At 73.1% G+C, this 12,634-nt stretch carries 9 protein-coding genes, 1 rRNA gene and 1 pseudogene; 6 read left to right on the plus strand and 5 right to left on the minus strand.

All coding sequences use genetic code 11. The features are described 5' to 3' along the window. A 5S ribosomal RNA gene (gene rrf, locus ABT381_RS32260) occupies positions 1-86 on the plus strand; the annotation flags it as partial. A 148-nt stretch (positions 87-234) separates the two neighbouring features. Here the strand turns inward: rrf and ABT381_RS32265 are convergent. From ABT381_RS32265 to ABT381_RS32285, 5 genes are read right to left on the minus strand one after another with little or no spacing between them, the layout of a single operon-like run. Further along, positions 235-1,545: a DUF58 domain-containing protein gene (locus tag ABT381_RS32265; protein WP_351600482.1), complete on the minus strand. Its 1,311-nt coding sequence runs from the start codon at positions 1,543-1,545 to the stop codon at positions 235-237. 8 nt (positions 1,546-1,553) lie between these two features. Next, the gene (locus ABT381_RS32270) at positions 1,554-2,519 is read right to left on the minus strand and encodes an AAA family ATPase (protein WP_351600484.1); all 966 of its coding nucleotides are present in this window, start codon (positions 2,517-2,519) and stop codon (positions 1,554-1,556) included. Next, on the minus strand, positions 2,500-3,747 hold the full coding sequence (locus ABT381_RS32275) for a DUF4350 domain-containing protein (protein WP_351600486.1): 1,248 nt from the start codon (positions 3,745-3,747) through the stop codon (positions 2,500-2,502). The genes ABT381_RS32270 and ABT381_RS32275 overlap by 20 nt, the downstream gene beginning before the upstream one ends. Further along, a complete protein-coding gene (locus ABT381_RS32280; RefSeq protein WP_351600488.1) occupies positions 3,744-4,412 on the minus strand; it encodes a DUF4129 domain-containing protein in 669 nt (222 codons plus the stop codon). The genes ABT381_RS32275 and ABT381_RS32280 overlap by 4 nt, the downstream gene beginning before the upstream one ends. A gap of 28 nt (positions 4,413-4,440) precedes the next feature. Then, positions 4,441-6,033: a DUF7544 domain-containing protein gene (locus ABT381_RS32285; protein WP_351600490.1), complete on the minus strand. Its 1,593-nt coding sequence runs from the start codon at positions 6,031-6,033 to the stop codon at positions 4,441-4,443. Between the two features lie 251 nt (positions 6,034-6,284). On the opposite strand from ABT381_RS32285, the gene mtnA reads away from it, so the two are divergent. The 5 genes and pseudogenes from mtnA to ABT381_RS32310 all read left to right on the plus strand — a co-directional run. After that, a complete protein-coding gene (gene mtnA, locus ABT381_RS32290) occupies positions 6,285-7,457 on the plus strand; it encodes an S-methyl-5-thioribose-1-phosphate isomerase (RefSeq protein WP_351600493.1) in 1,173 nt (390 codons plus the stop codon). Then, positions 7,454-8,131, plus strand: coding sequence for a two-component system response regulator MtrA (gene mtrA, locus ABT381_RS32295; RefSeq protein WP_030250475.1), 678 nt, complete (start codon positions 7,454-7,456; stop codon positions 8,129-8,131). Before mtnA ends, mtrA begins: the two co-directional genes overlap by 4 nt. A 64-nt stretch (positions 8,132-8,195) precedes the next feature. Further along, on the plus strand, positions 8,196-10,337 hold the full coding sequence (gene mtrB, locus ABT381_RS32300; RefSeq protein WP_502965732.1) for an MtrAB system histidine kinase MtrB: 2,142 nt from the start codon (positions 8,196-8,198) through the stop codon (positions 10,335-10,337). Continuing rightward, positions 10,273-12,192 carry an LpqB family beta-propeller domain-containing protein gene (locus tag ABT381_RS32305; protein WP_467754399.1) on the plus strand — a complete coding sequence of 640 codons (1,920 nt, stop codon included), beginning with the start codon at positions 10,273-10,275 and terminating at the stop codon, positions 12,190-12,192. The genes mtrB and ABT381_RS32305 overlap by 65 nt, the downstream gene beginning before the upstream one ends. A gap of 136 nt (positions 12,193-12,328) precedes the next feature. Next, positions 12,329-12,634: pseudogene (locus tag ABT381_RS32310) on the plus strand (ComF family protein); the annotation flags it as partial.

Consider the following 12,634-nt stretch of genomic DNA (forward strand, 5'->3'; position numbering starts at 1 on the left):
GTTACATTTCGAACCCGGAAGCTAAGCCTTTCAGCGCCGATGGTACTGCAGGGGGGACCCTGTGGGAGAGTAGGACGCCGCCGAACAATCATTGTGGGAAAGCCCCGCACCTCATGGTGCGGGGCTTTTCTGCGTTTTGGAGAAGAACCGGCACCGAGGGTACTGGCACCGAGGGGGCCGGGCCGGACCCGCCCGTGACAGCCAAGCCTCCCTCGCCGCCCTCTCAGCTGTCCCTCAGAGCCGTCCGGAAGCCTTGAGAGCCAGGTACGTGTCGGCCAGTTCCGGGGCCAGCAGAGCCGGCGTGGCGTCGACGACGGTGACGCCGTGGCCGCGGAGGCGGTCGGCGGTGCGATGGCGTTCGGCGCGGGTGCGCTCCGCGGCAGCTGCGGCATAGACATCGGCCGGGGTATGGCGGCCGGCGGCCATGGCCTCGATGCGCGGATCGGCCACCGCAGCCACGATGACCTCGTTGTTCTGCGTGAGCCCGGGGAGGACGGGGAGCAGCCCCTCCTCGACCGGTCCGGCGTCGAGGCCGGTGAACAGCACGATGAGGGAGCGGCGCGGCGCGCTGCGGCGGATCGCCGCGGCCAGACCCCGGGCGTCGGCTTCGACGAGCTCCGGCTCGAGCGGGGTCAGCGCGTCGGTGAGCGCGGGGAGGAGATCGCGCGCGGTGCGGCCCTGTACAGCGGCGCGTACCCGGCGGTCGTAGGCGAGCAGATCGACGCGGTCGCCGGCGCGGGAGGCCAGCGCGGCGAGGAGCAGCGCCGCGTCCATGGAGGCGTCGAGGCGGGGAATGTCCCCGACGCGGCCGGCCGACGTACGGCCGGTTTCCAGGGCGAGGAGGATGTGGCGGTCGCGTTCCGGGCGCCAGGTGCGTACGGCGACGGTCTGCTGGCGAGCGGTGGCGCGCCAGTCGATGGAGCGGGTGTCGTCTCCGGGGGTGTAGTCGCGGAGGCTGTCGAACTCGGTGCCTTCGCCGCGGGTCAGGATGCTGGTGCGGCCGTCGAGCTCGCGCAGGCGGGCTTGCTTTGCGGGGAGGTGCTTGCGACTGGTGAAGGGCGGCAGGGCGCGGACGGCCCAGGGGACGTGGTGGCTGCCCTGGCGGGCGGCCAGGCCGAGCGGCCCGTACGAGCGGACGGTGATGCGGACGGCGCGGTGTTCGCCGCGGCGGGTGGGGCGCAGGGTCGTGGTGTCGCGACGGCGCTCGGACGCGGGGATGCGGAGACGGTGCCGGGATGCGTCGTACTCGGTACCGGGGTCGAAGGCGCTGGGCGGCCAGGCATCGCGGAGGTGGGCACGCAAGAGACGTCCGGTGGGGTTGGTGATGGTGAGGTGTGTGGGGACAGCGTCACCGAGTCGAACTGATGTGTCACCAGTACGGGTGAACTGCAGCTTTCGCACTGGCGCGGCGAGTGAAAGGTCGCACAGAATTGCTGCAAGCAAGGTGAGTTGGACGGTGAGGATGCCGGTCCAGCCGGGGAGCAGGAGCCCGACGAGGAGTGCGCTGATCGCCGCGAGGAGCGCGGTGCGTCCGGTAAGGGCCATGGCGCGGCTCAGCGGGGGACGGGGAGGTGGGCGAGGACCGCGGAGATGACGGAGTCGGCCGTGACTCCTTCCATCTCCGCCTCGGGGCGGAGTTGGACGCGGTGGCGCAGTGTGGGCAGGGCCAGGGCCTTGACGTCGTCGGGGGTGACGTAGTCGCGGCCGGTCAGCCAGGCCCAGGCGCGGGCCGTGGACAGCAGAGCAGTGGCACCTCGGGGGGAAACGCCGAGGGAGAGCGAGGGGGATTCACGCGTGGCACGGCAGATATCGACGATGTAGGCGGCGATGTCGGGGGATACCGCGGTCTTCGCGACGGCGGCGCGGGCGGCTTCGAGGTCGGCGGCGCCGGCGACGGGGCGTAGCCCCGCGGAGGCCAGATCGCGCGGGCTGAAGCCCTCGGCATGCCGGGTGAGGATGCCGATCTCGTCCTGACGGGCGGGCAGCGGGACCGTCAGCTTGAGCAGGAAGCGGTCGAGCTGGGCCTCGGGCAGCGGATACGTGCCCTCGTACTCCACCGGGTTCTGGGTCGCGGCGACCAGGAACGGCTCAGGGAGGGGGCGGGGCGTTCCGTCCACGGTCACCTGCCGCTCCTCCATGGCTTCGAGGAGGGAGGCCTGGGTCTTGGGCGGAGTCCGGTTGATCTCGTCGGCGAGCAGGATGTTGGTGAAGACGGGGCCCGGCTGGAACGAGAACTCGGCGGTGCGCGCGTCGTAGACGAGTGAGCCGGTGACGTCGCTCGGCATCAGGTCGGGGGTGAACTGGACGCGCTTCGTACCGAGGTCGAGCGCTGCCGCGAGGGAGCGGACGAGCAGGGTCTTGGCGACGCCCGGTACGCCTTCGAGCAGGACGTGGCCCCGGCAGAGCAGCGCGACGACCAGGCCGGTGACGGCGGGGTCCTGGCCGACGACGGCCTTGGCGATCTCGGTGCGCAGGGCCTCGAGGGAAGCTCGGGCGCGGTCAGCTGTCGGGGTGCTCACGAGGTGCGTGCCTCTCTTGGAGAAGGATCGAGCGTTCGAGGTCGTCGAGTTGGTCGGCCAGCCGGACCAGGGCCTTGTCGTCATCGGGGGCGGTGCCGAAGAGCAGGGCGCGCAGGGACGAACCGGATTCGCCGCGGGCGGCGAGGCGGGCGGCGACGGCAGGCACGAGGACGTCAGCGGTGTGGATGTCGGCCGGAGGCACACCGACGAGGGGAGCCAGTCGGGTGCGGGTGGCGGAGCGCAGGACGGCGGCGGCCTGGTCGCGGGCGTCGGCCTGTTGGTAGAGGCGGGCACGGCCCTCGGTCGTCTCGGCTGCGGGCACGGTGACGGGCAGCCGTTCGGGGACGAGAGGGCCGAGCCGGCGGGCCCGCCAGAGGGCGGTGAGTACGGCTGCGATGGCCAGCTGCAGCAGTCCCCAGCGCCAGCCGGAGGGGATGAGGTCGAGGAAGGAGCGCTCGCCGTTCCGGGCGGTCGCGGGATCACTGACGGAGGGGAGGTACCAGACGAGATGACGGTGCGAACCGAGGAGTTGCAGGGCGAGCGAGGCGTTGCCCTGTTCGGCGAGGCCGTGGTTGTAAAGAAGTTCGGGGGAGCCGAGCAGCACGGTGTCGCTGGCGGCCGGACCGGTGCCACTCGCCGCGTTGCCCGGCAGGCGGAGCAGGGTGGGCAGGCCGTCCACGAGGTAGCAGCGGTCGGCATCGGGCGCCGAGGTGCGGTAGCGGACCCCGCCGAGGTCGGCGTCGCCGGCGCGGCGGGCGGCGGGCAGGGGGCAGTCCGGTGCGCGCACGGTGGTATCGGTGGGGTCCGCGGCCCGGGCGCCGGGGGCCAGCGCGTCGAGCGCCACTTGGTCGGGGGCGAGGAGGACGGTGCGGCCGGGGGAGCGCCCGGTGGCCGTACGCAGGGTGCTGAGCTGTCGGTCGGTCAGCAGGTTCGGGTCGGTGATCAGCAGGGTGGTGTCGGGGCCTGCCGCGGCGGCGGCTTCGCGAGTGCTGGTCACGACGCGGGTGCTGACGCCCCGTTCGGACAGCAGGGTGGCGAGGGCGCGGCTGCCGGTGGGGTCGGCGGAGCGTGGGTCGAGGCGGCCGTGCTGTTCGCCGGACTTCAGCGCGGCGATGGCGATGCCGCCCAGGGCGAGGACGAGGAGCGCGATCAGCAGGCCGCGGGAGCGCGCCCAGATCCGGGCGGCGGTGGGCGACACGGAGGTGGTGTAAGCGGGGGAAGAGGTCATCCGGCGGCCCCGGGCCGGGTGGTGGTGAGGTCCGGCTTCGCCTGGCTGAGGTCCGTGTCCAGGGCGCTGAGCAGGGTGTACTCGTCGGCGGTGCCGGGGCGACGGCCGTATGTGATGCCGTCGAAGGCCCGGGAGGCGGCGCGCAGCCGGTCGGTGTGGGTAGGAAAGGCGCGGCCGGCCTCGGTGGCCGCCTCGTCGGCGGTGCGTCCCGGCGCGGGTGTGAGCAGCGCGCGTTCCTCCAGGGCGAGGACGATCGCGCGCATCCGCTCCTGGACGGCGGGCGTCCAGTCGCTGCGGGCGGCGTGCGCTTCCGCGGCCGTACGGTGTTCGGCGGCGGTGCGGGGCCGGTCGGGGAAGAGCGCGGCGGCGGTGGTGGGCGTGCGGCGCAGCGCGCCGAGCCGCAGCCGGAGGGCGACGACCAGCAGCAGGACCACCAGGACGACGACGAGCAGCCCGACCCAGCCGCCGGGGGCCACTCCGGCGGCCGCGTTGAAGAGGTCGTCGATGCGCTGCCAGAGCCAATTGAGGGCGCGCTGGAGCGGGTTGGGGTCGTACTCGTGGTATCGCGGCTTGGACAGTTCGCGTTCCGCCGCCTCGCGGGCAGGACCGCGCGGGATCTGTACGGGCACGTCGTCGCCGGTGCCCGCGAGGTGCTGCGCGAGCACGGCGATTCTCCCCCCGGCCGGCACCGCATCAGCTCCCGGGGGTGGCGCCGGGGGCGGGGGCCGCGTCGGCGCCGTAGCCGGGGAGCCCGGCCGCGCGCGCCAGTTCGAGGTCGAGGGCCTCGCGCCGGATCCGCTGGTCCATGTACAGGAGCGCGGTGACGCCGGCGCTGATCGGGAAGGTGACGGTCGAGCTGATCACGGCGCCGATGCCGACCACGATCAGGAAGGTCCAGCCGGTGGTGGCGTTGCCGTTCATCCAGCTCGCGGCGCTCTCCCCGCCGAGCAGGAAAGCGATGATGGTGGCCGGGATCTGGACGATGAACTCCACGATCACCACGATCAGTACGGTGAGCAGCTGGATGCCCAGCACGCGCCACCAGGCGCCGCGTACGAGCTTGGCGGAGCGGCGCATGGACGTGATGACGCCCTGCTTCTCGAGCATCAGGGCGGGGGCGGCGAGGCAGTAGCGGATCCACAGCCAGACCCCGGCGGCCAGGCCGGCGAGCCCGCCGAGCAGCGCGAGCGCCACACCGGCCGGAGCCGAGCCGAGTACGGCGACGAGGATGCCGGGCAGCAGGCCGACCGTGATGACGGCGGCGATGAGCAGCGGGAGCAGGAGGAGCAGGCCGAAGAGGCGGGGGAGTTGCCGGCTCGAGTCGCGCCATGCCTCCCCGGCGGAGACCGAGCGGCCCAGGACGGCACGGCTGACGACGATGGTGATCAGCGCGGTGGCGATCACCGTGCCGAGCATGGCGATGAACCAGGTGATGCCGCTGGCGGCGAGCTGGCCGCCGGCCTCGCGCATGACCTCGTCGACGTCCGCGCTCGGGTCGGTCCCGAGCGTCATGTTGTCGGTGCCTCGGAACCACACGCCCGACACGACCGTGGCGACGGCCTGCGTGATTACCGCGACGACGAGCGAGATGCCCAGCATGGTGCGCCAGTGCGCCCGCATCGTGGCCACCGCGCCGTCGAGGATTTCGTTGACGCCGAGCGGGCGCAGCGGGATGACGCCGGGCTTGGCCGCCGGAGGCGGCGGGGACCACGCGCCGCCCCAGCCAGGCCTGCCGCCACCCCAGTTGGCGCCGCCGGGGCCGGCCTGGCCACCGTTCCAGCCCTGCTGGCCGCTCCATCCGGGCTGTCCGCCCCAGCCGGGGCCGCCGCCGGGAGCGCCGCCCTGCGGGCCCGCGCCGCCCGGCGGATTCCAGCCGGGTGCGCCGCCGTTCGCGGCGCCGTCGGGGCCGCTGCCCGGCGTCCCCTCGGTCGGCGCTCCGGTCGGTACTCCGCCGCTGGGCGCGGACCACTGGCCGGCCGGCGGCTGCTCCTTGGCCCACTGGGCGGAGGGCGGTTGACCCGCCGTCTGCTGCGAGGGGGGCGCAGGCTGCTGACCACCGGTCTGCTGCGATGCGGGCGACGGCTGCTGACCATCGTTCTGCTGAGCCGTGGGCTTCGGCTGCTGATCCGCCGTCCCCTGCTCGGTCGCCGGTGCGTCCTTGGGCTGCGGGCCGGTGGACTGCGGGTCGGTGGTCTGCTCGGGCGGGGTGGGCTGCTCCTGGGGGCCGCGGTCCGGCTCGTCGGAGGGGGAGGATCCGGGCGAGGCCCAGCCCGGAGAGTTGTTCATCGTCGCTCCTTCACACTGCCCGTCCGCGGCGGCGGTCGGGTTCCGGGGTCCGCGGTGCCAGTCATCGTGCCACGGCAAGTCCGGTTTCGTACCGGCCCCCTTGTCAGGAAGGGATCTTCCGGTACCGGGCGGAGACGTTCCGGTTCTCCCGGCGGCCGTCCCGGTCCCGGGGACCGTCCGGGGCTCGAAGACTGTCCGGGTCCCGAGGGGGGACCTTATGTTCGCCCCGCCGCTGACGGCAGACTGGGCGGATGGCCGATCCGTACGGAGTACGTCAGGCGGGCGCCGCGGCACCCGCAGTCCCTGCGCTGCGCTGGGAGGAGCCGCCCGAAGGGCCGGTGGTGGTCCTGCTGGACCAGACACGATTGCCTGCGGAAGAAACCGAGTTGGTGTGCACGGACGTACCGGCTCTGGTCCAGGCGATCCGGACGCTGGCGGTGCGCGGTGCTCCGCTGCTGGGGATCGCCGGGGCGTACGGCGTCGCGCTGGCGGCCGCCCGCGGGTTCGACGTGGCCGACGCCGCGGCGAGCCTGGCATACGCCCGGCCGACCGCCGTCAACCTCGCGTACGGCGTGCGGCGCGCGGTGGGGGCGTACGACGCGGCGCTGGCCGCCGGGCAGTCGCCCGAGGAGGCCGCGGGGGCCGCGCTGGCCGAGGCCAGGGCGGTACACGCCGAGGACGCGCGGGCCAGCGCGCGGATGGCGGAGCACGGGCTGGCGCTGCTCGGTGAGCTGCTGCCGGGCGGTGGTCACCGCATCCTGACGCACTGCAACACGGGAGCGCTGGTCTCCGGGGGCGAGGGCACCGCCTTCGCGGTGGCGCTGGCGGCGCACCGGGCGGGAGAGCTGCGACGCCTGTGGGTGGACGAGACCAGGCCGCTGCTGCAGGGGGCGCGGCTGACCGCGTACGAAGCGGCGCGGGCGGGAATGGCCTACACAGTGCTGCCCGACGGGGCGGCGGGGTCGCTCTTCGCGGCGGGCGAGGTGGATGCCGTACTGATCGGCGCGGACCGGATCGCGGCGGACGGCGCGGTCGCCAACAAGGTGGGCAGCTATCCGCTGGCCGTGCTGGCGCGCTATCACCACGTGCCGTTCGTGGTGGTCGCCCCCACCACGACGCTGGATCCGGAGACCGAGGAGGGCGCGTTGATCGAGGTGGAGCAGCGGGCCGGGCACGAAGTGACCGAGATCTCGCTGCCGTATGTGGTCGCCGCGGGGACGGAGGCGGGCGTCGGCGTGCCGGTGGCGCCGCTGGGCGCGCAGGCCTACAACCCGGCCTTCGACATCACCCCGGCCGAGCTGGTGACCGCGATCGTGACCGAGGCCGGTGTGGTCTCTCCGGTCACTCGTGACAGCCTGGCGGAAGTGTGTTCCACGTCACGATTCGCTAAGTCACGATCAGGTAATGGGATGATGGCCGAATGAAGGGACGCGTCCTGGTCGTCGACGACGACACCGCACTGGCAGAGATGCTCGGCATCGTGCTGCGCGGCGAAGGCTTTGAACCGTCGTTCGTGTCGGACGGCGACAAGGCGCTCGCCGCGTTTCGCGAGGCCAAGCCCGACCTTGTACTGCTCGACCTCATGCTGCCCGGACGGGACGGCATCGAGGTGTGCCGGCTGATCCGGGCCGAGTCCGGCGTACCGATCGTGATGCTCACGGCCAAGAGCGACACCGTGGATGTGGTGGTCGGTCTGGAGTCGGGGGCGGACGACTACATCGTCAAGCCGTTCAAGCCGAAGGAGCTGGTGGCACGGATCCGGGCGCGGCTGCGCCGGTCCGAGGAGCCCGCGCCGGAGCAGCTGGCCATCGGTGACCTGGTCATCGACGTGGCGGGGCACTCCGTGAAGCGGGACGGGCAGTCGATAGCGCTGACGCCGCTGGAGTTCGACCTGCTGGTCGCGCTGGCGCGCAAGCCGTGGCAGGTCTTCACCCGAGAGGTGCTGCTGGAGCAGGTCTGGGGGTACCGCCATGCCGCGGACACCCGGCTGGTGAACGTCCACGTCCAGCGGCTGCGCTCGAAGGTCGAGAAGGACCCGGAGCGGCCGGAGATCGTGGTGACGGTGCGTGGCGTCGGCTACAAGGCCGGGCCCAGCTGAGATGCCCCGGGACGGTTCGGCTCCGGAGGGGACGCGGGGGCGGGCCGCTGAGGCGGCGGATGACATGTCCTTCCTCGAGCGCTTCGTGCGAGGCGGGCCGCAGCTGCTGCCCGACGGGGCGGCCACCGGGCCGGTCCACCCCATGCTGCGCCTCATCGGCCGCTGGGTGCGGCGGCCGCTGCTGCCCGCCATGCGCCTGTGGCGGCGCAACATCCAGCTGCGGGTCGTCGCGACGACCCTGCTGATGTCGCTGGGCGTGGTGCTGCTGCTCGGCCTCGTGGTCATCGGACAGGTGCGGAACGGCCTGCTGGACGCCAAGCGGCAGGCCGCGCAGAGCCAGGCCGCCGGCGGCTTCGCCGTAGCCCAGCAGATGGCCGACGGCGCCGGTGACATCCGCGGGGACGACGCCCAGCGCCTCGGTAACCGCGGCGCGCAGGACTCCGCGACCTGGCTCACCAGCCTGGTCGAGCAGCTCGCCAGTGGCGGCCAGGGCGTGTTCTCGGTGGTCGCGCTGAGCTCGGACTCGGCTGTCGAGCAGCCGTTCGTGGACGACAGCCCCGGCGTGCGCGGTCCGCGCGCTTCGGGCGATGTGGATCCGGAGCGCAGCGTGCCGGCGGAGATGCGCCGGAAACTGGACAAGAACGCGGGTACGTACCGCGAGTACACCCAGATCAAGCGGGTCGGGTCGGACGAGGGCGAGCCCGCGCTGGTCATCGGCAAGCGGCTGGACGACGTCAACAGCAATCCGTACCAGCTCTACTACCTGTTCTCCTTCAGCCAGGAGGAGAAGTCGCTCAGCCTCGTGAAGGGCACCCTCGCCACGGCCGGGGTCTTCGTCGTGGTGCTGCTCGGCGCGATCGCGTGGCTGGTGGTGCGGCAGGTCGTGACCCCGGTACGGATGGCCGCGGGGATCTCCGAGCGGCTTGCCGCCGGCCTGCTGCAGGAGCGGATGAAGGTCACCGGCGAGGACGACATCGCGCGGCTCGGCGAATCGTTCAACAAGATGGCGCAGAACCTGCAGAGCAAGATCCAGCAGCTGGAGGCGCTCTCCCGCATGCAGCGCCGCTTCGTGTCCGATGTGTCGCACGAACTGCGGACGCCGCTGACGACCGTACGGATGGCCGCCGACCTCATTCACGACGCGCGCGAGGATTTCGACCCGGCGACCGCGCGTTCGGCCGAGTTGCTGCGCGGGCAGCTGGACCGGTTCGAGTCGCTGCTGGCGGACCTGCTGGAGATCAGCCGGTTCGACGCGGGGGCGGCCGCGCTGGAAGCCGAGCCGATAGACCTGCGGGACGTCGTCCACCGCGTCATCGAGGGCGCCGAGCCGCTGGCGGAGGCCAAGGGCAGCCGCGTCGTCGTGCGCGGCGCCGAGTACCCGGTGGTGGCCGAGGCGGACGCCCGGCGTGTGGAGCGGGTGCTGCGCAATCTGGTGGTCAACGCGGTCGAGCACGGCGAGGGCCGCGACATCGTCGTACGCCTGGCCTCCGCCGGCGGCCGGAACGGCGGCGCGGTGGCCATCGCGGTACGCGACTACGGCGTCGGGCTGCGGCCCGGCGAGGCGACGCGGGTCTTCAACCGTTTCTGGCGCGCCGACCCGGCCCGGGCCCGTACGACCGGCGGCACGGGCCTCGGCCTGTCGATCGCGGTCGAGGACGCCCGGCTGCACGGCGGGTGGCTGCAGGCGTGGGGCGAGCCGGGCGGCGGTTCCCAGTTCCGGCTGACGCTGCCGCGTACGGCGGGCGAGGCGCTGCGCGGCTCGCCGATCCCCCTGGAGCCGGAGGATTCGCGGCGCAACCGTGCCCGTAGCCGCGCGTCCGGGCACCGCGCCATCGAGGCGCGCAAGCCCGTGACCACGGTTCCGGCCCAGTCCGGGAACGGCGCCGCGGAGGCCGCGCCGCGTCCCGGTACGAACGGTGCGGCAGGCACCGAGGACGCATCGCACGGCGCCCCCGCGCACGACGGGGCGGCGCAGAGCGGCACCGTGTACGGCGGCTCCGCGCACAACGGGGCGGGGCCCAAGGAGCTACCGGCCGGCGACACCACGGACGGGCGCAGCGGTACGGATCACAGCGGTACGGATGCCGACGCGTGCAGCCGTACGGGTGCGGACGCGCGCGCCCGGGCCGGTGCGGACGCACATGCCCGCACGGGTGAGGCGCGGGACGGCGAGGGACGGGAGGACGAGCTACGTGATCGGCGCTGATCGCGGTCGCGGCCGTGGCCGCGCCGGAAGGCGGGACCGGGGCCGCCGCCTCCGTACTCTCGCGGTGCTCGCCGCCGGGGCGATGCTGCTGGCCGGGTGCGCGTCGATGCCGGACGAGGGTGAGTCGCTGCCGGTCGATCAGGCGTCCCGCGCGGACGCCGACTCGCAGGTGCGGGTCTACGGCGTGCCGCCGCAGGACGGGGCGCAGCCGACCGACATCGTGCGCGGTTTCCTCGACGCGCTGACCAGTGACGAGGCCAACCTCCGTACGGCCAAGCAGTATTTGGCGGCGCCCGCCCGCAAGGCCTGGCAGCCGTTCGCGACCACCAAGGTGCTCCAGGAGCGCCCCAAGGCCACTCCGGAGGGCAGCCCGGCCAACCGCGAGGACGCCAAGGGCTTCACGGTCACGCTGGAGGGCACACAGGTCGCCACGGTGGACCGCAAGCACGCCTACACGCCCCAGGAGAAGGCGTACCGCGAGACGATGCACCTGGCCCGGGAGAACGGGCAGTGGCGCATCGACCGGCTGCCGAACGGACTGGTGCTGGGGCTGCCGGACTTCCAGCGCATCTATCAGCCCGTCAACAAGTACTACTTCGCGTCCTACAAGTCCGAGGCCGGGGAGCCGAGGGCGGGCAAGGACGTGCTCGTGGCCGACCCCGTGTACCTCCGGCAGCGGATAGATCCCGTCACGGCCAGCGTGAACGCGCTGCTGCAAGGGCCGACCAACTGGCTGCACCAGGTGGCGGTTTCCGCGTTCCCGAAGGACACGCACGTCTCGCGGCCCACTCTGACGCTGGACGACTCCAACGCGCTGCGGGTACGGCTCAGCAAGGAGGCGACCGGCGTGAACGGCGACCAGTGCCGGCGGATGGCCGCCCAGGTGCTTTTCACGGTGCAGGGCATGGCGCGTGCTTCGAAGGTCAGCGAGGTGGAGCTCCAGAAGGCCGGCGGCGACTCGCTGTGCAAACTGAAGCAGCAGGAGGCGGCGGACCGTTTTGGCCAGCAGGCGCGGGTACGGCACACCGCGCTGGAGTACTACGTCGACGGTGATCACCGGGTGGTCAGCATGACGGACACCGCGACCGACGCGACGCCGGTGCCGGGGCCGCTCGGTACGGGCAAGATCGCGCTGCGCTCGGTGGGCGTGGCACACGGCGAGGAGTCCGCGGCCGGCGTCTCGCTGAACGGGCGCGCGCTGTACGTCGCCGCCCTGGACGAGATGTCCAAGCGGGCCGAGGTACGGCTGCGCAGCAAGGCGAAGAACGAGACGGACGGGCTGACCGCGCCGAGCTGGGACGGCCTGGGCGATCTGTGGATCGCGGACCGGGACGGTGACGGGTCGCGGCTGCTGCGGCTGCGGTCGGGCAAGGGCGAGCCGCAGGAGGTCGCGGTACCCGGGCTCGGCAAGCGGCGCATCAAGTCGATCAGGGTGGCGTCGGACGGCGTACGGATCGCCATGCTCATCGAGGACAAGGGCCGGACGACTCTGCAGCTGGGCCGGGTGGAACGCGGCGGTACGGCGATGAACCCCAAGCTGTCCGTACAGGCGCTGCGCCCGATCGCGCCGCAGCTGGAGGACGTGGTGGCCGCCTCCTGGGCGGGCGACAGCCGGCTGGTCGTGGTCGGCCGGGAGTCCGGCGGGGTGCAGCAGATGCAGTTCATGGAGACGGACGGTTCGGCGTCCAACACGCAGACTCTGCCCGGTGTGAACGGCGTCGAGGCGGTGGCGGCCTCGGAGGACGAGACCCGGCCACTGATCGCGGACGCGGACGAGGGCATCGTCCGGCTGCCGGTCGACGCGAACTGGAAGACGGTGGCGACGCGCGGCACGGCACCGGTCTACCCGGGCTGAGCCCGCCCGGCCCCGCTCAACCAACCAGGGCGTATTTCTGCAGGTCAAGCTGCCTGTGTCCATGCTGCCGGAGGGCGGTTCGCCGAAGTTATCCACAGGGGTGGTGGGCGGGCGGCCGGGGCGGGACAGTGGAGACATGCGGGGGTTGTGGCGGGAATTCGCCGGGTTGGTGCTGCCGGTCGGCTGCGCGGGGTGCGGCCGGCCGCGGACGGAGCTGTGCGGGGAATGCAGGCGGTCGCTGTGCGCCGGGGGCGGGCAGGCGGCCGGGAGGCGGCGTGGGCCGCGGCGGGTGCGGCCGAGCCCGGCGCCGCCGGGGCTGCCGAGGGTGTATGCGGCGGCCGCGTACGCCGACGCGGTACGGGCGGTGCTGCTCGCGCACAAGGAGCGGGGCGCCCTGGCCCTGGCCGCGCCGCTGGGCGGGGCGCTGGCGGGCGCTGTGCGG

The organism is Streptomyces sp. NPDC000151, assembly GCF_040301705.1.
Taxonomy (GTDB): Bacteria; Actinomycetota; Actinomycetes; order Streptomycetales; family Streptomycetaceae; genus Streptomyces.

Bases quoted from the DNA above. Each gene is read 5' to 3' on its own strand.
- ABT381_RS32265 (WP_351600482.1), bottom strand. From the start codon at position 1,545: ATGGCCCTTACCGGACGCACCGCGCTCCTCGCGGCGATCAGCGCACTC.
- ABT381_RS32275 (WP_351600486.1), bottom strand. From the start codon at position 3,747: ATGACCTCTTCCCCCGCTTACACCACCTCCGTGTCGCCCACCGCCGCC.
- ABT381_RS32285 (WP_351600490.1), bottom strand. From the start codon at position 6,033: ATGAACAACTCTCCGGGCTGGGCCTCGCCCGGATCCTCCCCCTCCGAC.
- mtnA (WP_351600493.1), top strand. From the start codon at position 6,285: ATGGCCGATCCGTACGGAGTACGTCAGGCGGGCGCCGCGGCACCCGCA.
- mtrA (WP_030250475.1), top strand. From the start codon at position 7,454: ATGAAGGGACGCGTCCTGGTCGTCGACGACGACACCGCACTGGCAGAG.
- mtrB (WP_502965732.1), top strand. From the start codon at position 8,196: ATGTCCTTCCTCGAGCGCTTCGTGCGAGGCGGGCCGCAGCTGCTGCCC.
- ABT381_RS32305 (WP_467754399.1), top strand. From the start codon at position 10,273: ATGCCCGCACGGGTGAGGCGCGGGACGGCGAGGGACGGGAGGACGAGC.